This window comes from Bradyrhizobium sp. HKCCYLS3013 (assembly GCF_051167615.1).
Lineage (GTDB): Bacteria > Pseudomonadota > Alphaproteobacteria > Rhizobiales > Xanthobacteraceae > Bradyrhizobium.
Map to the genome: position 1 here is coordinate 12,296 of NZ_JBNPTK010000029.1, position 21,661 is coordinate 33,956.

At 63.6% G+C, this 21,661-nt stretch carries 18 protein-coding genes; 15 read left to right on the top strand and 3 right to left on the bottom strand.

The window, feature by feature from the left end; translation table 11 throughout:
* The first annotated feature begins 84 nt into the window (after window positions 1-84).
* Window positions 85-1,047, top strand: coding sequence for a lysylphosphatidylglycerol synthase transmembrane domain-containing protein (locus ACQR1F_RS31020; protein ID WP_315805308.1), 963 nt, complete (start codon window positions 85-87; stop codon window positions 1,045-1,047).
* Between the two features lie 102 nt (window positions 1,048-1,149).
* On the opposite strand, the gene asnB is transcribed toward ACQR1F_RS31020, so the two are convergent.
* From asnB to ACQR1F_RS31035, 3 genes are all read right to left on the bottom strand, one after another.
* Window positions 1,150-3,120, bottom strand: a complete 1,971-nt coding sequence (gene asnB, locus ACQR1F_RS31025) for an asparagine synthase (glutamine-hydrolyzing) (RefSeq protein ID WP_434914476.1) — start codon at window positions 3,118-3,120, stop codon at window positions 1,150-1,152.
* A gap of 38 nt (window positions 3,121-3,158) precedes the next feature.
* Window positions 3,159-5,117, bottom strand: a complete 1,959-nt coding sequence (locus ACQR1F_RS31030) for a TIGR04372 family glycosyltransferase (RefSeq protein WP_434914477.1) — start codon at window positions 5,115-5,117, stop codon at window positions 3,159-3,161.
* A 423-nt stretch (window positions 5,118-5,540) separates the two neighbouring features.
* A complete protein-coding gene (locus tag ACQR1F_RS31035; RefSeq protein WP_434889109.1) occupies window positions 5,541-6,602 on the bottom strand; it encodes a hypothetical protein in 1,062 nt (353 codons plus the stop codon).
* Between the two features lie 450 nt (window positions 6,603-7,052).
* Here ACQR1F_RS31035 and ACQR1F_RS31040 point away from each other — a divergent pair, with 450 nt between their 5' ends.
* From ACQR1F_RS31040 to ACQR1F_RS31105, 14 genes are all read left to right on the top strand, one after another.
* Window positions 7,053-8,555, top strand: coding sequence for an MBOAT family O-acyltransferase (locus ACQR1F_RS31040; RefSeq protein WP_316218700.1), 1,503 nt, complete (start codon window positions 7,053-7,055; stop codon window positions 8,553-8,555).
* A gap of 67 nt (window positions 8,556-8,622) precedes the next feature.
* A complete protein-coding gene (locus ACQR1F_RS31045; protein ID WP_316218699.1) occupies window positions 8,623-9,759 on the top strand; it encodes a hydrolase in 1,137 nt (378 codons plus the stop codon).
* Between the two features lie 146 nt (window positions 9,760-9,905).
* Complete coding sequence (locus tag ACQR1F_RS31050) at window positions 9,906-11,039, top strand: hypothetical protein (protein ID WP_316218698.1); 1,134 nt, start codon at window positions 9,906-9,908, stop codon at window positions 11,037-11,039.
* A 488-nt stretch (window positions 11,040-11,527) separates the two neighbouring features.
* Window positions 11,528-13,015 carry a PfkB family carbohydrate kinase gene (locus ACQR1F_RS31055; protein ID WP_410051472.1) on the top strand — a complete coding sequence of 496 codons (1,488 nt, stop codon included), beginning with the start codon at window positions 11,528-11,530 and terminating at the stop codon, window positions 13,013-13,015.
* Window positions 13,016-13,024: 9 nt separating this feature from the next.
* Complete coding sequence (locus ACQR1F_RS31060; RefSeq protein WP_434914478.1) at window positions 13,025-13,747, top strand: nucleotidyltransferase family protein; 723 nt, start codon at window positions 13,025-13,027, stop codon at window positions 13,745-13,747.
* A 108-nt stretch (window positions 13,748-13,855) separates the two neighbouring features.
* Window positions 13,856-14,794: an NAD-dependent epimerase/dehydratase family protein gene (locus tag ACQR1F_RS31065; RefSeq protein WP_257170486.1), complete on the top strand. Its 939-nt coding sequence runs from the start codon at window positions 13,856-13,858 to the stop codon at window positions 14,792-14,794.
* Window positions 14,791-15,399, top strand: coding sequence for an SIS domain-containing protein (locus ACQR1F_RS31070; protein WP_315805301.1), 609 nt, complete (start codon window positions 14,791-14,793; stop codon window positions 15,397-15,399). Before ACQR1F_RS31065 ends, ACQR1F_RS31070 begins: the two co-directional genes overlap by 4 nt.
* 12 nt (window positions 15,400-15,411) lie before the next feature.
* Window positions 15,412-16,410, top strand: a complete 999-nt coding sequence (locus ACQR1F_RS31075) for an NAD-dependent epimerase/dehydratase family protein (RefSeq protein WP_316183389.1) — start codon at window positions 15,412-15,414, stop codon at window positions 16,408-16,410.
* Window positions 16,411-16,455: 45 nt separating this feature from the next.
* Complete coding sequence (locus ACQR1F_RS31080) at window positions 16,456-17,304, top strand: transketolase (RefSeq protein WP_316183388.1); 849 nt, start codon at window positions 16,456-16,458, stop codon at window positions 17,302-17,304.
* Complete coding sequence (locus ACQR1F_RS31085) at window positions 17,301-18,224, top strand: transketolase family protein (RefSeq protein ID WP_434914479.1); 924 nt, start codon at window positions 17,301-17,303, stop codon at window positions 18,222-18,224. Before ACQR1F_RS31080 ends, ACQR1F_RS31085 begins: the two co-directional genes overlap by 4 nt.
* 8 nt (window positions 18,225-18,232) lie before the next feature.
* Window positions 18,233-19,270 carry a zinc-binding dehydrogenase gene (locus ACQR1F_RS31090; protein ID WP_434914480.1) on the top strand — a complete coding sequence of 346 codons (1,038 nt, stop codon included), beginning with the start codon at window positions 18,233-18,235 and terminating at the stop codon, window positions 19,268-19,270.
* 24 nt (window positions 19,271-19,294) lie between these two features.
* Window positions 19,295-19,912: a hypothetical protein gene (locus ACQR1F_RS31095; protein ID WP_315805296.1), complete on the top strand. Its 618-nt coding sequence runs from the start codon at window positions 19,295-19,297 to the stop codon at window positions 19,910-19,912.
* Window positions 19,899-20,942 (top strand): phosphotransferase, encoded by a 1,044-nt coding sequence (locus tag ACQR1F_RS31100; protein ID WP_434880990.1) that lies wholly within the window; start codon window positions 19,899-19,901, stop codon window positions 20,940-20,942. Before ACQR1F_RS31095 ends, ACQR1F_RS31100 begins: the two co-directional genes overlap by 14 nt.
* A gap of 27 nt (window positions 20,943-20,969) precedes the next feature.
* The gene (locus ACQR1F_RS31105; RefSeq protein ID WP_012045559.1) at window positions 20,970-21,632 is read left to right on the top strand and encodes a class I SAM-dependent methyltransferase; all 663 of its coding nucleotides are present in this window, start codon (window positions 20,970-20,972) and stop codon (window positions 21,630-21,632) included.
* Window positions 21,633-21,661 lie beyond the last annotated feature (29 nt).

Genomic DNA, 21,661 nt, shown 5'->3' on the forward strand with positions numbered 1-21,661 from the left:
CCGGGGTCCAGCCTTGCCAGGACGGGAGTTGCGCGTATCGCACTCGGCTTGGAGCGTTTCAACCAAGAGCGAAGCCAGCCTGGCATGCGTGCGTTTTTGATTCTTCTCCTCCGGATCGTGGTGTCGCTGGCTCTGCTGTATCTCGCTCTGCGCGGGATCAACTTTGCGGCGATCCGTGAGCGGCTCAGCCAGATCAACATCGGCTGGATCGGACTGGCGGTGGCCATCACGCTGGTGCAGATCTTCATCGGTGCCCTGCGGTGGCGCGAGATCTCGGCGCTGTGCGGCGCGCCGCTGACGGACATGCAGGCGTTCCGCTACAACATGATCGGCGCCTTCTTCAATCAGACCCTGCCGTCCTCGATCGGCGGCGACGCCGTGCGTCTGTGGCTGATCGGGCGCACCGGCGCCGGCTGGCGCGCAGCCAGCTACTCGATCCTGACCGACCGCGCCGTCGGCTTCATTGCGCTGGCACTGATCATCGTCGCGAGCCTGCCGTGGAGCTATGGCATGATCGCCGACGAGCACGGGCGGCTGGCCCTGGTGCTGGTCGACGCGGCGGCGCTGGCCGCCGGCGTCGGCTTCCTCACCATCGGCTATCTGCCGGCCAAATGGATGAAGGCGTGGTGGCCGACGCGGCACGTCTATGCCTGCTCGGTGATCGCGAACAAGGTGATCTTCGGCCCAGGCACCGCTGCGAAGATCGCCGTGCTGTCGCTGTCGATCCATGTGCTGGCGGTCGTCATCGCCTGGTGCGCCGTGCGCTCCATCGCGGCGCCCGCCGCGTTCGAACAACTGTTCCTTCTGACCCCGCCGATCATGCTGATCACGATGCTGCCGATCTCGATCGCAGGCTGGGGCGTGCGCGAGGCGACGATGATGGTCGCGTTCGGCTATGCCGGCCTGGCGCCTGCCGACGGCACCGTCGTCTCGATCCTGTTCGGCGCGGTCTACTTCATCGTCGGCGGCATGGGTGGGCTGGTGTGGATCCTCAGCGCCGAAAAGGGCGCCGGCCGCCTGGCGGTTCCCGCTACGGTCGAAGACTGACCTGGATCATGATGCGCTTCCACGGAATCGCATCATGATCTCATCTCTTTGTTTGAGCATGATCTTTTCGGAAAACCGGTTTCCACTTTTCCGGATCATGCTCTAAGCGGCGCGCGCCCATTCGTCGTGCCAGGCCTGCGCCATCAGCACGTTCCACAGCCAATAGGAATGATTATGGCGGCGGCTGACGTGCTCGTCGAACATGCGCGTCACCCGCACCGGATCGAACAGACCCTGCCGCCTCAGCCGCTCCGGCGACAGCAGATCCGATGCCCAGGATTTCAACGGCCCGCGCAGCCACGCGTCGAGCGGAATGCTGAACCCCGTCTTCGGCCGATCGATCATCTCAGCCGGCACGTGGCGATACAGCACCTGCCGAACCAGCCATTTGCCGCGGCCGTCCCGCACCTTCATGCCGGAAGGCACCTTGGCCGAGAACTCGACGACGTCCTTGTCGAGGAACGGCACGCGCGTCTCCAGCGCCACGGCCATCGCCGCGCGATCGACCTTCTGCAGGATGTCGTCGCTGAGATAGCTGAGGGAGTCCGCCAGGGTCATGCGGTCGAGCGGATCGAGCTTCGCCGCAAGCTGCCGCATCTCGTTCCCCGCCCAACTCTCCCGCTCCGTGCCGCCCACCACCGTCCCGGCCGGATCCTGATCGACCGAGCACAGCGCCCGGTAGAGGCCATCAAAGCCATCGGCGGCGATGACGCGGCCGAGCTTGGCAACCTGATCGCCGGCGTGCCGAATCCTCAATCGGGCCGGCAACACCGGCTGCAGCGCCCTGAGGACCGTATCGGCCGGCTCCGGGGCAATCGCGCCGAGGACGGCACCGATCGCGCGCCGCACCGGCATCGGCACACGACCCAGGCGTGCCTGCAGCGTGCCGCCCCAGACATGCCTGTTGTAGCCGCCGAACAGCTCGTCGCCCGCGTCACCTGACAATGCGACGGTCACGTGCCGGCGCGCGAGCTGAGCGACCAGATGCGTCGGGATCTGCGAGGAGTCGGCGAACGGCTCGTCATAGATCCGCGGCAGCTTCGGTACCACGTCCATCGCGGTCCGCGCATCGACATACAGCTCGGTATGATCGGTACCGAGATGCAGGGCGACCCTGCGGGCATCCTCGGCCTCGTTGTAGCCGCCCTCGGCAAAACCGATGCTGAAGGTGCGGACCGGCTGGCCCGACTGCGCCTGCATCAAGGCCACGATGGTCGATGAATCGACGCCACCGGACAGGAACGCGCCGAGCGGCACGTCCGACAGGCACTGCCGCTTCACGGCGACCGACAGCAACTGCTCCAGCCGATCGACGGCCTCGCGCTCGTCGGCAATGCGATCGCCCTGGGCGGCAACAACGCGATCGCGCAGCGACCAATAGGATTGCGGCACCGGCCAACTGTCGGGAGCCGCATCCGCCGAGAAGCGCACGAACGACGCCGGGGGCAGCTTGCGGATGCCGGTCCAGATCGTGGCGGGCGCAGGCACGTAGGAATAGCGCATGAACGCCGTGAGCGCCGCGCGGTCGAGCGACGGCGCCCAGGACGGATGCGCCGCCAGCGCCTTGAGCTCGGAGCCGAACACCAGATCGGCGCCGCTCCAGCCGTAGAACAGCGGCTTCTCGCCGAAGCGGTCGCGCGCCAGGATCAACTGCCGGGTCTCGGCGTCCCACAACCCGAAGACGAACATGCCGATCAGGCGCTGAAGCGCCGGCTCGACGCCCCATCGGCTGATCGCGGCGAGCAGCGTTTCGGTGTCGGAATGACCACGCCAATTCGGTGCGGCGCCGTCGGCCTCTAGCTCGGCACGGACATCGAGATGGTTGTAGATCTCGCCGTTGAAGGTGACGGTGTAGCGTCCGCAGGCACTGTGCATCGGCTGCGCCCCGGCCTCGGAGAGATCGAGGATCGCCAGACGGCGATGTCCGAAGGCAAGTCCCCTCGCAGCACTGATCCAAGTGCCGGACGCATCGGGGCCGCGATGCGCCAACGCCGCCGTCATCCGTTCGACGATCCCGGCCAGTTGGGCCTCGTCGGCCCCGCCGGGGCGAAACAGGCCGGCTATGCCGCACATCGGGCCATCTCCGCCGCTTCGTCCCCCATTTGCATGGCTCAGTGCCCCTCACCGGTGTCGTGCAGCAACTCCGTCTCATGATGGGCCAGGAAACCGAGGCTTGGACGGCTGGTGCCGTAGTAATAGGGCAGCCCGAGCGCACGCCTCCAGCGCGACAGCAGCCGCGCGCCATCGTGACCAGCTTCGAATTCGGCCAACCGACCGTCGGCGATGGCCAGGACCTCGTCCGCGGTGTGGCGGATGTCGTCCGCCGAGTTGGTCTCCGGATGCGCACCGCTCCGGCCCAGCACGGCCGCGTCGAACACGCGCCAGCGCCAGGGCGACGTTGTCAGTTGGTGCTGCGTCAGCGCGGCGCCGTCTGCCAGTCTGACGGGCTTGAGGGCAAAACGGACGTCGCTGTTCCAAAGCTGGGCGTCGGTCGTGATCGCATTCACGATCGCACAGGGAATTCCGAAACTGACGGCGACATTCGTCAACCCGGACGTCGTCCCGATGAAGGCATGGGCATGGCGGATCAGGTGGATGTCCATCAGCTCCGATCTGAATTCGCTCAGTGCGTAGTCGATCGTGCGCGCCATCGGAGGAAGCCGCGGCGAGTTCGGACCGCCAAGCTTGACGACCCATCCGCCACGGGAGGTGACCAGACGAATGGCGTCCAGAGACGTCTCGATCGGCGCATTGCGGTGGGTCTGCCCTGTGCCCATGAACTCGAAATAATGCGCTGCGTCCCGGGTGTGCAGGCACACATACCAGTCGTCGGGCTTCATGCCGTACCTGGAACGGAACGCGTCGAAGCGAGCCGTTGCCGCTGCCGCCTCGCTCCGATCGTAGGCATCACGCAACGGATGCCCTCTTCCTTCGCGCTCCCATTGCTCGATGGCGATCGCACCCGCATCTTGCCAGGGAACGACCCGCCCATCCGGCAGCCTGAAGGCGTTGAAGTTCAACCCGCACCATCGCTGCAAGGACAGCAGTTCCTCACCCAGTCGCTCCGATACCGTTTCGCCGATCACCACGACCTTGCCGAAACTTTCAAACAGCTTGAAGAAGACCGCGTTGGCGATGCTATCGGGACGGACGACGATCACGGCTTCGCCTGACCACCAGCCCAGCGCTCGCATCCGAAACAGAATGTCGAGCATGCCCAGATGGCCGATCTGCGTCGCCCATTCCTCAGGAACGAGCCGCAACGTATCGAAGGTGACGCCGAGCCGGTCGAGCAGACGCTTCAACTCATCAGAAAGCGGTGGCGGCGATGCCCGCAGTTCCTGCTGCGCATCCAAGGCGCGCTCGTACAACCGAATTGCAATCTCGCCGCGACCGACATGCATCACACGCTGGCCCGTGAAGTTGCACAGGTCGAACAGCCGGCCTCGAGCGCCGCAGAGGAAGTCGAGGCTGTTCGGGACATAATACGGTGAATTCCGAGCCGCGATGTTCTGGTGGGGACGGAGAAAATGCAGGCTACTCCGACACGCCCAGAACATCGCGTCGAGCGCCGCCGCGTCATCCCCTCCGATCACGTCGACCATGGCCTTGTAGAAGGCGAGATCGACCATCGCTTCGAGCTGTTCGGGCTTCGCTCCCGCCGCGGCATCGCGCGCTTCCGAAAACTCGCCCAGCTCGAACAAGGATCGAACCAGCGCGTATCTGGTCTCCGCATCATCGAACGCCAAGGTTTCGCGGCCGACAGTCCCGGCCGCCTCGCGATAGGCGCCGATGCTGCTCAGGGCTTGAATCGAAGGGCCGGGGAAATATCGGCTGAGAGCCGTCGAAAAACGAAACTCCGGCCGAGCTGCAAGATGCGACGTCACATAGGGAAAATACGCCTGAGCCAGGCGCCGCCGGAGTGGAAGTCTCGCGGCGAAAGCGATGACCAGACCAAGGAACACCGCGCGTCTCGGCAGCAGGTTGAGGGTCGCTCCGACTATGACGAAGACCTGGTAGACAATCCGTCGGCGGCCGCCGCGCATCGGCCTTTGCTTTTGCAGTTTCATACGACCAAGTTCCACACAACCTTGAAATCCCGGATTCCGCGCGTTCGGATCAAGGCGGAGCCTGGACGACCGGCCGTTCAAGTCGCCTGCGCGCCAAGGATCACGTCTCGGGATGAGGACAGTACGCTCGCCGGGTCCAATGCGAGAATTCCCCGTGCAGACATCGCCGCCGCAAATGCCAACCAAGGATTGAGCCGATTGGATCGCAGCTATAACAGAGGTGCCGGGAATTTTCCAAGCCGAACCTGGGCATGAACGCAAGCAAAACTGGACGAAATGAGAATTCAGAATTCTAAGCCCCGGTGGCGATTAGTCTCGGGGAGCCCCACCTTGAGCGAGGGCCCTCGATGGCTCGGACGAAGCGTGTCGGACGAACCCGCGTGGAGCCGGCGGCTCCTTGGCTGGAATTCAGCAACATCGGCATCATTTGCCGTCGCCAGTTCCGACTGGAAATGCCCGTTTGAAAGCCGCCGTCTTGACGATCTCGCGAGCGAGATAGCTCGTAAAGACTTGCGCGCCGTGCCTGTCCAAATGGCCGCCGCCGTCGATCGTCGTCAGGCCATCGAATGGCGGCGCGATCAGTTCGATGTTCAATTCCTTCGCCAGTTCTGCCGCCTGCTGGACGCAGGACTGGCTGTGCGGGACCAGCGTGAGCACGACCTCTCCGCCGACCTCGTGGAGAAATCTCTTCGCATAGTCGACAATCGCGGGGGTCGTATGGCAGTCCGGATCACGGGCCGATAGCATCGGCTTGTTGCCGGTGGCAACATAGCCTGGATTGGCATCCAGCCCCATGTCGCCGTCCGTGATGTTGCGATAGAGGCCAGTGGGCGAAAAATGGCCATTCTGATAGGCTGCAACGAGGTCCTCGATGCGCCAATGCAGATTGCGGCCGACCACCGTCAGGTACCCCCGCATTCGGTTGCGCTGGACCGCGGCGACGGGCTGCTTCTGCGGACCAAGAGTGACGCTGAGATCGTTGCTGAAAAAGTGCACGAACTGATCGTCGGCATTGATGACCCACAGACGCGGACGGATTTTCCAGCGCTGGATCACGAGCCGCGAGAACTCCCCGCCGCGAATGCCCACGAAGGCCATGTTGTAGATCCCCAATCGAGCGAGCACCGGCGACTGCGCGAGCGTCTGCCGGTCGACCGCATAGCTGACGAAGGACGGGCCGAGAAAGACGATGTCGGCCTGCTTTGCGGCTTCGACCGATCCCCCCAGATTGCTGTAGAAGATATCCTGGTCCTGGATCTGCGGAATGCTGCGGCCGCCGAAATCACGATACCAGTTGGTGTCCCCTTCCCGTGGAATCTGCAGCAGCCCATCACGCAACGTCCACACGTCCGACGAAAAGAGCGACAGACCGAGCGAAAACGCCAGCGCGGCCGCCACGCCGACAATTCCGACTGCGATGAGATAGCGCTCGAATCCGCCCGGTTCAGCTGACTTTTCCGGTGCAGACCGGCCGACTGTCGACATGACGCAATTCCCGCTCGATAGGTTGTCTCGGTGGGTGTCGTGGCAGCTGCTTTTGGCTCCGACAACGAGAGTCTAGACACGACGTCAGCCGGTGGAACAGAGGGCTTTCCACTCCTCCCCAGCTTGCTTGCGCGCGAGAGCGCAGACCTATCGGGATGTCATCGGCATGGTCCATCGAGGGGTTTCTTGGCCGCGGCGGTCATCGGCGAGAGTGATTGCGCGAAACCCCATCATGGCGTCATTGGATTGGCGTCGTCGTCTAATTGAGCTGCCATAGCAGAAGAATCATTGATCGAAAAGTGTCCGCCCCATTCGAGAGGCTGGTCCACGTCGCTGTCGTCAGGGGGCGACATCCCCCGAAATTCGCATCGCGAGAGGTGCACCCAACTTGGCAGCGCCCTCAATCATTGATAAAGCAGCGCAATATGCAGCAACATCAAGAAACTTGTTATGCTCTTCACGCAGTTTGAGTTTCTGTTTCTGTTCCTGCCGGTGACCCTGGTCGGTTATTTTCTGCTGGCTCGCTTTTTCGCCGCCCCTGTCGTGCGCCTCAGCTGGCTCGCCGCGGCGTCGCTGACCTTCTACAGCTATTGGGACATTCACTTCCTCCCGGTCATCCTGGTCTCCATCGTCTTCAATTACACGATGGGTCTGCTGATTGCCGGACAGACCGGAAAGCTCCGAACCGGCCTGTTTTCCGCGGCCATCACGCTCAACCTGGCCGCGCTCGCGTTCTACAAATATACGAATTTCGGCATCCAGATCCTCAATGCGATCACCGCGTCGAAACACCCCTCGCTCGCGATCGTTCTCCCGCTCGGCATTTCGTTCTTCACCTTCACCCAGATCGCCTACCTCGCCGACGTCTATGGCGGTTATTCCGACGAACGAAGCTTCGTGAAATACGGCCTGTTCGTCACGTATTTCCCGCATCTGGTCGCCGGCCCGATCCTCCATCACCGCGAGATGATGCCGCAATTCGGCTCGGAGGAGAGCCGACGGATTTCCATCGAGAAGGTCGCGGTCGGCCTCACGATTCTGACCATTGGACTTTTCAAGAAGTCGTTCATCGCGGACGGGTTCGGCCTGATCGCGAATCCCGTGTTCCAGGCCGCCAATTCGAGCCACCTTCACCTGATGGACGCCTGGGGCGGCGCCCTCGCCTACTCGCTGCAGATCTATTTCGATTTCTCGGGCTACTCCGACATGGCGATCGGCATCTCGATCATGTTCGGGATCCGGCTGCCTTTCAACTTCGATTCCCCCTACAAGTCGCTGAGCATCGTCGAATTCTGGCGCCGTTGGCATATCTCACTGTCGCGCTTCCTGCGCGACTATCTCTACATCCCGCTTGGCGGCAACCGCTACGGCGAGCACCGGAGAAACGCCAACCTCTTCGCCACCATGCTGCTCGGCGGTCTCTGGCATGGCGCGGGTTTCACCTTCATCATCTGGGGCGCGCTGCACGGGCTGTTTCTGATCGTCAATCATCGCTGGAGCAAATTCGTCGCGCAGCGACCGGGCCTCACCCGCCTGTCGGCGACCGCCTGGTATACGGTGGCGGCGCTCTTGTTGACACAGTTCGTCGTGGTTCTGGCATGGGTTTTCTTCCGGGCCGACAATCCGAATGCCGCGGTCAGGCTCATCAAGGGAATGCTCGCCCTGTCCAACCCGGAGAAGATCACGGCAACGAACCTCGTCGATCCGCGCCTCATGATCGCGATCCTGGCAGGCTATGTTGCCTGTTTCACCCTGCCCAACGTGAACGCGATGTTCGAGCGTTGGAAGGTTGGGCTGGAAACCTATCACAACCCTCGTCCCTGGAGCATTCTGAACCTGAAGTGGCGGCCGTCCCTGCCGTGGGCCATCGGAACCTCCATCGCGCTCGTGGCGGCGGTCTTGATGAACATCATTGCCGGCGATACCTCCCAGTTCCTCTACTTCCAATTCTGAACTATCATCGCGTGCGCGGCAGCGCCTTGCGCTGATCTCAATGAGCATGGATTCAGACGATAGCTGCATGGATGATCACCCGCGGCCACCGCCTTCAGCGCAGTCGATAGATTGCACGCGGCGCTACGTCACGACGGTGCTGGCGACCTCCGCGTTGGCCGGTTACCTGCTTCCCACGGCTCTTTTTCAACTCGCCCGACCATTCGGCGCGACGAGAACGCTGCATGAACTAGCGGAATCGCAGCGAAAGAACCCAGAACAGATCGTGCTGCCCTTTGATCTGCGCTACAACGCAGCGTTCAAGCTGGCGAGGCTCGAGCACGAGCGTCCCGAAGTCATCTGGATCAGTTCGTCGCGAGCGGGTGCGTTTCGTGCAGCCCATTTTGCTCCGTACAGCTTCTACAATCTCTCGTTCACGGCTTGGACGACCGACCAGATGGTTGAACTGTTCGAGCGCGCCACACGGCAAGCACCTCCCCGAGTTGCCATTCTCTCACTGGATCATTTCCTGTTCGCGGAGCGGTGGGAAGAATGGTTCGCTCTTCCTAGAAAGATGCATTATGACTTTGCGCTTGCCTATGTGAGATCGAGCGTTTTGGATTTCGCGCGTACCGCAGCGCGGAATCCGACGCCGTTCCGGAACTACTCTAGCGCTCCGACGGCCTTCGTCGGCACCCAGTCCATCGTTCACGAAGAAGGCTTCCGCAGCGACGGGTCCTACGTCTATTCGCCGGCACATATCGCCGACGCGCGCTCACGCTATTTGAATGCCGAAACGCTCGCCGGGAGCCTTCCTCGCGCGCCGGGCGTGTCGCCGCGGCTGGAACAGCCGATTGCTCGCCTCGCCAAAATCGCAAAGTCTCGCGAGGTAAAGCTCATCGGCGTTCAATTGCCGTTCATTCGGGCCGGCGTTGATCTTCTTGATCGCGAACAGAGCGGTCCTCAGGGGTTCGGTGCTTGGCGAGAGTTCGCGAGCAAGGAGACCCGAGACTGGCTGCAGGAGATAGGAATCCGCTTCTTCGATCTGGCGCGTCTAACGCTGGAGCATGAAACGGTCAGTTTCGTGGACGCGTATCATCTGGCTGAGACCGGCGCCGCCCGGACGATGCTGCATCTACTGGACGACCCGGATTTTCGAGCCGAGTTTCCGAGAATCGACCCCGTAGAGATCCGGCGATCACTCGCTTCTTCAACGCAAACCTGAGCATCATACAACGTTCTTTGGGCACCGGCGGCTCAAGCGATCGTCGCAACACCAAGTTTTCACGGGGGCAGTCAGCGTCCGGATGTTGCTCGTTGGCAACCAAAATGGCCGCGCCTTGCGGGAGGAGACGGATTGGATACAAGACCGTGACCCGGTATATCGCGATAGTCATAACGCTGTTCGCTGCCGTGTTCGTGCCGCTCCTGGCGGCGCTGGAATGGGCCGGCTGGCGGCTGGGCGCCACGGTTCCGCTTTCAGTGATCGCAGCGGAGCAATCACGCAGCGACCGGCTCGTCTGGCTCGGGACGTTCAAGGACTATGCGGCTTACAAGCTGGAGCGAATCAGGCGAACTCGTCCTGAGATCTTGCTAGTAGGAAGCTCACGCTGTGGCCAGGCCCGCGAGCAGATGTTTCGTCCCTATCGCACCTACAATGCCTGCCTGACGGCTTGGCCTCTCGCGCAAATCGTGGATTTCGTCGATCGCGCGACCTCATCTACGAAACCTCGCGTCGTCGTCGTGGCGCTTGACTACTTCCTGTTCGACGATTCCCTTGCCGATGCCTGGAGAAAAGAACGCACGATGGATTTCGCGCAGGGGCTCGATGCGCACCGGCGAGAGTTGCACAGCGTTGTAGAGTTCTTGATCCGGACCGGCGGAAACTTCGAAGCAATCCGGTCCGCACTCTTTGTTCCGCAATTCGATCCTGTGGATAACAATAAACTGGTCGGACCAGAGGCAATTCGCGGGAAGTTCGGATTCCGCAACGACGGCTCGGTCATTGTGGCCCCACCCTATCGACGCGCGTCGGCCGAAACGATGTCCAATGGCGCTCAATACATCCTGTCGTTCTGGGGCACATCCCACCTCAGCGAACGGCAGTTCCTGGAAATCGACCGCTTGGTCCGACTGTCTCGCGAACGAGACTTCTCGGTGGTTGCGATCCAATATCCCTTCCTGGAAAGCGCGGCAGCCTTCCTCGATAACGATGAAGCCTACCGGCCCTATTCCGGGCACTGGCGCGAGATCAGGAGTCCACAGACCGTCGAAAGATTTGCGCAGCTTGGCATCCAGTTCTTCGATATGAGCCGCACCGAGATCTCGCGGGATTCCGGCAACTTCTTCGATCCTGCGCATCCCTCGGAAAGGGGCATGCTCAAGACCTACCTCGCCCTGCTGGACCGGCCCGAGTTTAGCAAGCTGTTTCCGCGGATCGACCGCAGCGCCTTGGCAGCCGATCTTGAAAAGGGACAGCACGAACAGTTCGATCTCTATCACTGAGGCATGCTGCGAGAGACTTGCGTCTCCGAGGCTTTTCCGCATAGCCCGCCCACCAGCGCGCCCCGCTGTTCGTCTTTTTTCGTCGGAGCATCCTCGGATCCATCCCCCGCCTGATTCGTGAGCACGGGCGTTCAGCATCGTCGTGAAAGGACGATGAGCACTCCGGAGCCGCGTTCCGATGCGACCGCACAACCGTAAGCTAACAGGACTGTTTGTGCTGCTGCGCACACCTGATAAAGAGACCATTGGAAATGATCGGCCGCAGGCCCCTCCATCGCTCCGATCGAGGGACTGTTCTTGTTTTTTTCGCAACGAAATCAATGTCGAGCATGAAAGATGCAGATCGGAACGGGATTCGCGGTGCAGATGTGCCGGGCGACAGCGACGCTTTGCATCGGAGTTCCTCGGCCGGCGAATGACACGGTGGCCGATTGTCCGACCTCAGCCCGATCGAGCCGGAGGCGAATTCCTTGGATCAGGTGATCGATATGAGTGAGATGGATCTGGCCTGTCAGACGGTTCGCGCCTCCTGTGACTCCGGGCAGACGATTGCGTTCGTGTCCGGCAATTTCAACGTCGTGCACCCCGGACATTTACGGCTTTTGAAGTTCGCTGCCGAGCAGGCCGACGTGCTGGTCGTGGGCGTCAATCCCGATTCGACGCCAGGCGTGACCCTGGCGCAGGACATGCGCCTCGAAAATGTGCGTTCCATCGCCTTTGTGCACCATGTCGTGCGCTTGGAAACGTCGGCGTCCGACTTCATCGCGCATCTGAAGCCGACCGTTGTCGTCAAGGGCAAGGAGTTCGAGGATCGCGCCAATCCAGAGCAGGAGGCCGTGGACGCCTATGGCGGACGGCTGATCTTCTCGTCCGGTGAATTGCGCTTTGCGTCGCTGTCGCTGCTGGAACGCGACGCCAACATCGACATCTCCACGGTCCGCAAGCCGCAGGAATTTCCAAGGCGCCACGGCTTCGAGATCGGGAATCTGAAGGACCTGCTCCGCAAGCTCTCCGGCATGCGAGTCGCCGTTATCGGCGACCTGATCGTCGACGAATATGTCACTTGCGATGCGGTCGGCATGTCCCAGGAAGATCCGACCATCGTCGTGACGCCGCTGATGACCCGTACCTTCGTCGGCGGCGCTGGCGCGGTTGCGGCCCATGCGCATGGCCTGGGCGCAGACGTGAAGTTCTTCACGCTGGTCGGCGACGATGAAGCGGCGCGGTTCGCCCGCAACACGCTGGAACAGCATGGGGTGAACTTCAACGCCTTCACCGACCAGAGCCGGCCGACCACGCGCAAGCAGCGTTTTCGCGCGCTCAACAAGACGCTGTTGCGCGTCAATCATCTGCGCCAGCACGCCTCCGATGCCGACCTTCAGCGGCAGATGCTGACCTCGGTCGAGCGCGCCTTGAAGACCTGCGATCTGCTGCTGTTCTCCTGCTTCAACTACGGCTGCCTGCCGCAGGATCTGGTCGACGCGATCGCCGACCGCGCCCGCGCCCAGGGCGTGATGATGGCGGCCGACAGCCAGGTGTCGTCGCAGACCGGCGACGTCTCGCGCTTCAAGGGCATGACCCTGCTGACGCCGACCGAACGCGAGGCCCGCGTCGCGCTGAACGACTTCATTTCCGGTCTCGCCGTCATCAGCGAGCGCCTGGTCGAACGGGCCCGCACCAAGAACCTCGTGATCACGCTCGGCGCTGAGGGCGCGCTGATCAATACCATGGCCGAGGGCATCTTCACCTCCGACCGCCTGCCGGCGTTCAATCCGTCGCCGAAGGACGTCTCCGGCGCCGGCGACAGCTTCTTCATGGCCTGCTCGATGGGCCTGCGCGCGGGCGCCGATATCTGGCAGGCCTCCTATCTCGGATCGCTGGCGGCCGCGCTCCAGGTTTCCCGCGTCGGCAACCTGCCGTTGACGACGGCGGAGCTGGTGCGGGAAATCGACGAGACCGGATTCAGCCAGGAGTAGGATGTCGACATGCGTGCCCTTCTGCTCGCGGCGGGGATCGGAAGCCGGCTGCGCCCGCTGACCAATACGACGCCGAAATGCCTGGTGCGTGTGCACGACCGACCCTTGCTGGACCATTGGCTCGACCTCGTCTTCGAAGGCGGCATCGAGCGGGCGTTGCTGAACACGCACTGGCTCGCCGAGCAGGTTCGCGCGCACGTCGCGCAGTCGCGCTGGCGCGACCGGATCGATCTCGTTCACGAAGATGAACTGCTCGGGACCGGCGGCACCGTGCTTGCGAACCGCACCTGGTTCGGCGACCAGCCGTTCCTCGTGGCCCATGCCGACAATCTGACCGATTTCGACGTCGCAGGGCTGCTCGCCGCCCATCGCAACCGCCCTGACGGCTGCATCATGACGATGCTCGCGTTCCGGACCGACGATCCGAGCTCGTGCGGGATTCTCGAGCTGGATGCTCAGCACAGGGTGATCGCCTTCCACGAGAAGGTCAAAAATCCGCCTGGGAACCTCGCCAATGGCGCGGTCTACGTCTTCGATCCCGCCGTCATCGCCGACATCGCCGCGCTGGGAAAGCCGATCGTCGATCTCTCCACCGAAATCATCCCCAACTATTTGGAACGCATTTTGTGCGTGGAAACCAGCGGTTATCATCGGGATATCGGTAACCCGGAAAGCTTGCGCCGGGCCCATTTGGAGTTTAATCACGAACCGCGCCGTGGCGGGGACGCTTGACGGGCGATTTTCGCCGCTGGGCTGGTCGCCTTCCCCCGCCAATTTGTATAAAGGTGCGCGCGACGCGCCAGCCGGCGACACGACAGGCGAGCCACGGGGATTGCTCAGATGAAGATATTCGTGACCGGAGCGTGCGGCTACAAGGGCAGCGTGCTCGTGCCGAAGCTCCTGAAGGCCGGCCACAAGGTCGTCGCATTCGACATCATGTGGTTCGGCAACTTCCTCGATCCGCATCCGGATCTCACCGTCGTCCAGGGCGACGTGCGCAATCCCGACGCCATCGACCTCACCGGCGTCGATGCCATCATTCATCTCTCCAGCGTCGCCAATGATCCCTGCGGTGATCTCGATCCCAAGCTGACCTGGGAGATCTCCTGCCTCGCCACGATGCAGCTCGCCGATCGCGCCTACCGCCACGGCATCAAGCGCTTCATCTACGCGTCCTCCGGCAGCGTCTACGGCGTCAAGGAAGAGGAGCAGGTCACCGAGGATCTCGAGCTGCTGCCGATCTCGGAGTACAACAAGACCAAGATGTGCGGCGAGCGCATCGTGCTGTCCTACAAGGACGACATGGTGGTGCAGATCGTGCGTCCCGCCACCGTGTGCGGCTACTCCCCGCGCCAGCGGCTCGACGTTTCCGTCAACATGCTGACGATGCAGGCGCTGATGAACGGCCGCATCACGGTGTTCGGCGGCGACCAGACCCGCCCGAACATTCATATCGACGACATCACCGATCTTTATCTGTTCCTGCTCGATCATCCTGAGCACACCGGTGTCTACAATGCCGGCTTCGAGAACATCTCGATCCTCGACATCGCCAATCTGGTCACCAAGCACGTGCCGGCCGAGGTCATCGTGACGCCCTCGAACGATCCGCGCAGCTATCGCGTCAACTCCGATCGCCTGCTGGCGACCGGCTTCCGCCCGAAGAAGACGGTGGAGGACGCGATCAAGGAAATCATCGGCATGTACTCGCAAGGCCAGCTCAAGAACGAGGACCGCTGGTACAATCTGAAATGGATGGAGAAGGAGGTCGTGAAATGAACGTCCTGGCCTTCAAGACCCCCGGCAGCCTGTTCGCCGACTACACCAGCCGCTTCAGCACCGTGCTGAAGGATTTCGACTGGGCCCCCGTCGAGAAGCTCGCCTATGATCTGCGCGACTGCTGGCAGACCGGCCGCCAGGTGTTCTTCTGCGGCAATGGCGGCAGCGGCGGCAACGCCAACCATCTCGCCAACGACTTCCTCTACGCGCTGTCGAAGACGCCCGGCTCCGGCCTGCGCGTGCACTCGCTGTCGTCGAACCCGTCGGTGATCACCTGCCTCGCCAACGACGAAGGCTATGACCAGGTGTTCTCGCTGCAGCTCGCGGTGCTCGCACGCAAGGGCGACGTGCTGATCACCTTCTCCGGCTCCGGCAACTCGCCGAACATCCTGAAGGCGCTCGAAGAGGGCAAGAAGCTCGGCATGACCAGCTATGCCGTACTCGGCTTCACCGGCGGCAAGGCCAAGGCGCTGGCCGACGTGCCGATCCATTTCGCGGTCGACGACATGCAGATCGCCGAGGACGCGCAGATGGTGATCGGCCACATGATCATGCAGTGGCTGTACGCCCAGCGCGGCGACATCATCACGACGCGCGAGGTCTGACGGGCAAGGACGATGGCTGCGAACGAAAAGTACCTGATCCTCGGCTCGAACTCCTTTTCGGGCGCAACCTTCGTCGACTTCCTGGCTGCCGCCGGTCACGACGTGATCGCGACCAGCCGCTCGGACGAGCCGCATGATGCGTTCCTGCCCTACAAATGGCAGAAGCGCCCAGGCAACGTGCGGTTCAAGCGCGTCGACCTCAACCACGATCTCGATGCGCTGAAGGCGCTGCTGGTGGCCGAGCGGCCGACCCATGTCGTGAACTTCGCGGCGCAGAGCATGGTCGGCGAGAGCTGGCTGTACCCGGACCACTGGATGATGACCAACGTCGTCTCCGCCGTCCGCCTGCACGACATCCTGCGCAACTATGACGGCCTCGATCGCTACGTTCATGTCACGACGCCGGAGGTCTATGGCTCGACCGAGGGCTGGGTGCGAGAGGACGCGCCGTTCAACCCGTCGACGCCCTATGCGGTGTCGCGCGCCGCCGGCGACATGAGCCTGCGGACCTATTTCGCCAACTACCAGTTCCCCGTGGTCTTCACCCGCGCGGCCAATGTCTACGGCCCGGGCCAGCAGCTCTACCGCATCGTGCCGCGCACCATCGTCGCCGCGATGACCGGGCAGAAGCTGCGGCTCGACGGCGGCGGAAAGTCGGTCCGCGTCTTCATCCACATGACCGACGTGTCGGACGCGACGGTCAAGATCGGCCGCAGCGGCAAGCTTGGCGAGACCTATCACATCTCCGGCTACGAGCTGGTGTCGATCCGCACGCTGGTCGAGATGATCCTCGCCCGGCTGGGCAAGAACTTCGAGGATTGCGTCGAGATCGGCCCCGAGCGGCCCGGCAAGGATACCGCCTACACGCTCGACAGCTTCAAGCTGCGCACCGAGCTCGGCTGGCGCGACACGTTCTCGCTGGAACAGGGCATCGACGACGTCATCGCCTGGGCGCGACGTTTCGAGGATGTCATGGCCAAGCTGCCGACCAAGTACGAACATAAACCCTGATCGAGACCCCTGCGCTTCCGAACGGAGGCGCGACTGGAGAGCACGATGAACGTGGCAGTCCGGAACACCGCGGCCAAGCCCGACGTGGCCGCCCTGAAGGCGCAGGCCGCGAAGCTGCGCGGCAAGATCATCGAGATGTCGCACAAGGCGCAGGCCGCGCATCTCGCCTCCTCGCTGTCCTGCGCCGATGCGATGACCGCCGCCTATTGGCACGTCCTGAACATCGACCCGAAGAACCCGACCGATCCGCTGCGCGACCGCTTCATCCTCTCGAAGGGCCACGCCGCCGCGGCGCTGTTCGCGACGCTTGCGATGAAGGGCTACTTCCCGATCGAGGAGCTCGACACCTATTGCCAGGACGGCGGCCGGCTCGCCGAGCATCCGCCGGCGAACCTGCTGCCCGGCGTCGAGGCCGCCACCGGCTCGCTCGGCCACGGCCTGCCGCTCGGCTGCGGCATGGCGCTGGCCGGCCGCATCAAGGGCGAGACCTACCGCGTGTTCGCGCTGCTGTCCGACGGCGAGAACAACGAGGGCTCGGTGTGGGAAGCGGCGATGTTCGCCGCCGCCCAGAAGCTGGAAAACGTCTGCGTCGTGGTCGACTACAACAAGTGGCAGGCCACCGCGCGCTCCAACGAGACCCTGATGCTGGCGCCGCTGCGCGACAAATGGGCCGCCTTCGGCTGGGACGCGCACGAGATCGACGGCCATGACGTCGGCGCGCTGGCGGAGGCCATGCAGAACATCCCGAACGGCTCCGGCAAGCCGGTGGCGCTGATCGCCCATACCGTCAAGGGCAAGGGCGTGTCGTTCATGGAGGACGACAACAACTGGCATTACCGCGCCCCCACCGCTGAGGAAGTCGTCAAGTCGTTCAAGGAGCTCGGCCTGTCATGAGAAATGCTTTCGCCGACGAGCTGACCAAGCTCGGCAATGAGGACAGCCGCGTCGTGATGCTCTCGGGCGACATCGGCAACCGCCTGTTCGACAAGTTCAAGGACAAGCATCCGAGCCGCTTCTTCAACTGCGGCGTCGCCGAGGCCAACATGATGGGCGTCGCCGCCGGCATGGCCATGAACGGCCTGCGCCCGGTCGCCTATACGATCACCCCGTTCGTGACGACGCGCTGCCTGGAGCAGATCCGCACCGACGTCTGCTATCACGAGGCGCCGGTGACGATCGTCGCGGTCGGCGCCGGCCTCGCCTATTCCGGCCTCGGTCCGACCCATCACGCCTGCGAGGACATCTCGTTCCTGCGCTCGATCCCGAACATGGTCGTGATCTGCCCGGGCGATGCCTTCGAGGTCCGCGGCGCGCTGCGCGCGGCGGTGCAGCAGGACCGTCCGGTCTACATCCGCATGGGCAAGAAGGGTGAGCCGGTCGTTCACAAGGGCCCCATCGCTGACTTCAAGATCGGCAAGGCGATCACGGTCGAGGAAGGCTCCGACGTCTGCCTGCTCTCGACCGGCAACATGCTGCCCGAGGCGATCGAGGCCGGCCACAGACTGAAGGAAAAGGGCATCTCCGCCGAGGTCGTGAGCTTCCACACCGTGAAGCCGCTGGATGAGGACAAGCTCAAGCAGGCGTTCAGCCGCTTCAAGCTGGTTGCGACCATCGAGGAGCATTCGCTGATCGGCGGCTTCGGCGCTGCCGTGTCGGAATGGCTCGTCGATTCAGAGACATCGGCGAAGAAATTCCTGCGCTTCGGCACCCCGGATGCCTTCTTCAAGAAATCCGGTGAACAGGAATATGCCCGCGAGGTGCTCGGCCTGACCGGCCACCAGATCGCGGACAAAATCATCCACGCCTTGAGCTGAGACATCACATGAAGACCCAAGCTGCCCTGCTGGTCCAGACCGGCCAACCGCTCGTGCTGGCCGAGATCGAGACCCCCGCCCTCAAGCCGGGCCAGGTGCTGGTCGAGATCGCCTATTCCGGCGCCTGCGGCACGCAGGTGATGGAGTGGCGCGGCGACAAGGGCGAGGACAAATGGGTGCCGCATTGCCTCGGCCACGAGGGCACCGGCACGGTGATCGAGACCGGCAGCGCCGTTACCAAGGTCAAGGTCGGTGACAAGGTCGTGCTGTCCTGGATCAAGGGCAGCGGCATCGAGGCCGGCGGCGCGGTCTATGACTGGGACGGCAAGAAGGTCAATGCCGGTGGCGTCACCACCTTCCAGCGCCATTCGGTCGTGAGCGAGAACCGCCTGACCCTGCTGCCGCCTGACCTGCCGATGGATGTGGCGGTGCTGCTCGGCTGCGCCGCGCCGACCGGCATGGGCGCGGTCTACAACGTGCTGAAGGTGCAGCCGGGCGATGCGGTTGCCGTGTTCGGCACCGGCGGCATCGGCCTGAACGCGCTGATGGCCGCGGCGCTGGCCGGAGCGATGCCGGTGATCGGCATCGACCCCAACCCGACCCGCCGCGCGCTCGCCCAGATCTACGGCGCCACGCATGTGATCGACGCGGCTTCCGACGTGCTGGCCGAGATCAAGAAGATCGTGCCGCAGGGCGTTGATCTCGCGGTCGAATCCTCCGGCATTCCGGGCGTCATGGATCAGGCCGTCAACGCCACCCGCCAGCAGGGCGGCCGCGCGGTCGTGATCGGCAATGCCAAGCATGGCGCGGCGCTGACGCTGAATCCGGGCGTGTTTAACCAGGGTAAGAGCCTGCTCGGCACCTGGGGTGGCGACAGCGTGCCCGATCGCGATTACGGACGCTATGGGCGCCTGCTGAGCTCCGGCCGCTTCCCGGTGCGGGACCTCTTGTCGAAGCCCTACAGCCTCGCCCAGGCCGACCAGGCGCTGCAGGATCTCGCCGCCGGCAAGGTCGGCCGTCCGCTGATCGACATGTCCTTGCGTTAAGTCCAGGTCATTTAAGTCCAAGCCATGCGGATCGGGATCGACTTCGACAACACGATCGCCTGCTATGACGGCGTGTTTCATGCGGCGGCCCTCGAGCGCGGCCTGATCCCGGCCGATCTCGGCCGCGACAAGAACAGCGTCCGCGACCATCTCAACGGCAGCGGGCGCAAGGACGACTTCACCGAGCTGCAGGGCTATGTCTACGGCGCCCGCATGGACCTAGTGTCGCCCTACCCCGGCTTCGCCGCGTTTGTCACGGCGGCCCGCGCCGCCGGCCATGACCTGTTCATCGTCAGTCATAAGACGAAGCACCCCATTCTCGGGCCCAAGCACGACATGCATGCCGCCGCGCGCGGCTTCCTGACCGATCGCGGCCTGATGGGCGAAGCGCCCGGACAGATCGCGCCTGACCGGGTGTTCTTCGAGCTGACCAAGGACGAGAAGGTCGCCCGGGCCCATGCGCTGGCCTGCGAGCTGTTCGTCGACGACCTGCCGGAGATCCTGGCCATGACCGGCTTCCCCGAGGGCATGCGCAAGGTGCTGTTCGATCCGGAGAACCAGTTCGCGGCCAAGGCCGTGCCGTACGAGCGCCGAGTCTCCTGGGCCGAGATCGCGGCGGATGTCGTCCGTGACCCCCACTGACGCCGGCGCGGATCGTGATGCCGCCCTGCTGGCGCTGGCGCAGCGCCTCACCGCGCAGGCCGGCAGAGCGAGCCCGACGGCGCTGACCCGGCTCGCCGGCGGCCGCAACAACCAAGTCTATCGTCTGGACACCGCCGAGGGCCCGCTGGTCCTCAAGCGCTACTTCACCGACGCCCGCGACACCCGCGACCGGCTGGGCGCCGAGTGGAGCTTCATCAGCCATGCCTGGTCCCACGGCGTCCGCGTCGTGCCGGAGCCCTTGGCCTGCGACCGCGCCGAGCAGGCGGGCCTCTACAGCTTCGTCGCAGGCCGCAAGCTGACCGCGGCAGAGCTCGCGCCCGCCCATGTCGATGCCGCGATCGACTTCGTGCTCGCGGTGAACGCCCCGCCCCGCCCCGCGCTGGCGCCAGGATCGGAAGCCTGCTTCTCCCTCGCCGAGCACCTCGCCACCGTCGAGCGCCGGGTGGCGCGACTGGCCACGCTCGATGCCGAGGTGCCGCATGTCGCCGACGCCCGGGCATTCGTGGCGGCGCGGCTGCAGCCGGCCTGGACCGAGGTGAAGGCAACCATTCTGCGCGGAGCGGCGGCCGAAGGGCTCGCCTTCGAGGCCGCCATCCCCGCCGATCAGGTCTGCCTGTCGCCATCCGATTTCGGCTTCCACAACGCGCTGATCGACGACCAGGACAAGCTCACCTTCCTCGACTTCGAATATGCCGGCCGCGACGACCCGGCCAAGCTGGTCTCCGATTTCTTCTGCCAGCCTGAAGTGCCGGTGCCGCTGCCGGTGCACGAGCATTTCATCGACCGGCTGACGGACGGCCTCGGGCTCGACGCCGCCAGCGTGGCGCGCTGCCGGTTGCTGATCGACGCCTACCAGGTCAAATGGACCTGCATCATCCTGAACGACTTCTTGCCGCTCGGCGCCACGCGTCGCGCCTTCGCCGACACCGGCGCCTGGGCGCAGCGCTGCGCTGCGCAGCTCGCCAAGGCCGAGGCACAGCTCAGCCTGATCGGCGCCACATCCGATTAACCGACACTCACACGCCCGGAGATATTCATGGCCTATCGCGAGTTCGTCAGTCTCGTCCACAAATCGACCAAGCGCGACTATCTCGCGCGCGTCACCCAGCGCGACAAGGCCGATGTCGCGGAGATGGCGATCAAGTTCGACTACGACTACTGGGACGGCAGCCGCGAGACCGGCTATGGCGGCTACAAATATGACGGCCGCTGGCGCAAGGTCGCCGACGCCATGATCGAGACGTACGGCATCAAGCCGGGCATGCGCGTGCTCGACGTCGGCTCCGGCAAGGGTTTCATCCTGCACGATTTCCGCGAGGCCATTCCGGACCTCGAGGTCGCCGGCATCGACATCTCGTCCTACGGCGTCGAGCACACGATGGAGAGCGTGAAGCCGTTCTGCCAGGTCGGCTCCGCCGCCAAGCTGCCCTACCCCGACAAGTATTTCGATCTCGTCATCTCGATCAACACGCTGCACAACCTCTACAACTACGATCTCGATGCCGCCTTGCGCGAGATGGAGCGCGTCAGCCGCGGCGCCAAATATCTCTGCGTCGAGGGCTACCGCAACGAGCGCGAGAAGGTGAACCTGATGTACTGGCAGCTCACCTGCCGCATCTTCCACACGCCCGAGGAATGGGCCTTCGAATTCAAGCGCTCCGGCTACACCGGCGACCACGAATTCATCTTCTTCGAATGAGTGTGCTTGCCATCTCTTTCTCACTCTAG

Bases quoted from the DNA above. Each gene is read 5' to 3' on its own strand.
- ACQR1F_RS31085 (WP_434914479.1), top strand. From the start codon at position 17,301: ATGAGAAATGCTTTCGCCGACGAGCTGACCAAGCTCGGCAATGAGGAC.
- ACQR1F_RS31075 (WP_316183389.1), top strand. From the start codon at position 15,412: ATGGCTGCGAACGAAAAGTACCTGATCCTCGGCTCGAACTCCTTTTCG.
- ACQR1F_RS31030 (WP_434914477.1), bottom strand. From the start codon at position 5,117: ATGAAACTGCAAAAGCAAAGGCCGATGCGCGGCGGCCGCCGACGGATT.
- ACQR1F_RS31020 (WP_315805308.1), top strand. From the start codon at position 85: ATGCGTGCGTTTTTGATTCTTCTCCTCCGGATCGTGGTGTCGCTGGCT.
- ACQR1F_RS31105 (WP_012045559.1), top strand. From the start codon at position 20,970: ATGGCCTATCGCGAGTTCGTCAGTCTCGTCCACAAATCGACCAAGCGC.
- ACQR1F_RS31090 (WP_434914480.1), top strand. From the start codon at position 18,233: ATGAAGACCCAAGCTGCCCTGCTGGTCCAGACCGGCCAACCGCTCGTG.
- ACQR1F_RS31055 (WP_410051472.1), top strand. From the start codon at position 11,528: ATGAGTGAGATGGATCTGGCCTGTCAGACGGTTCGCGCCTCCTGTGAC.
- ACQR1F_RS31060 (WP_434914478.1), top strand. From the start codon at position 13,025: ATGCGTGCCCTTCTGCTCGCGGCGGGGATCGGAAGCCGGCTGCGCCCG.
- ACQR1F_RS31035 (WP_434889109.1), bottom strand. From the start codon at position 6,602: ATGTCGACAGTCGGCCGGTCTGCACCGGAAAAGTCAGCTGAACCGGGC.
- ACQR1F_RS31065 (WP_257170486.1), top strand. From the start codon at position 13,856: ATGAAGATATTCGTGACCGGAGCGTGCGGCTACAAGGGCAGCGTGCTC.
- ACQR1F_RS31045 (WP_316218699.1), top strand. From the start codon at position 8,623: ATGGATGATCACCCGCGGCCACCGCCTTCAGCGCAGTCGATAGATTGC.
- ACQR1F_RS31070 (WP_315805301.1), top strand. From the start codon at position 14,791: ATGAACGTCCTGGCCTTCAAGACCCCCGGCAGCCTGTTCGCCGACTAC.
- ACQR1F_RS31080 (WP_316183388.1), top strand. From the start codon at position 16,456: ATGAACGTGGCAGTCCGGAACACCGCGGCCAAGCCCGACGTGGCCGCC.
- ACQR1F_RS31095 (WP_315805296.1), top strand. From the start codon at position 19,295: ATGCGGATCGGGATCGACTTCGACAACACGATCGCCTGCTATGACGGC.
- asnB (WP_434914476.1), bottom strand. From the start codon at position 3,120: ATGTGCGGCATAGCCGGCCTGTTTCGCCCCGGCGGGGCCGACGAGGCC.
- ACQR1F_RS31040 (WP_316218700.1), top strand. From the start codon at position 7,053: ATGCTCTTCACGCAGTTTGAGTTTCTGTTTCTGTTCCTGCCGGTGACC.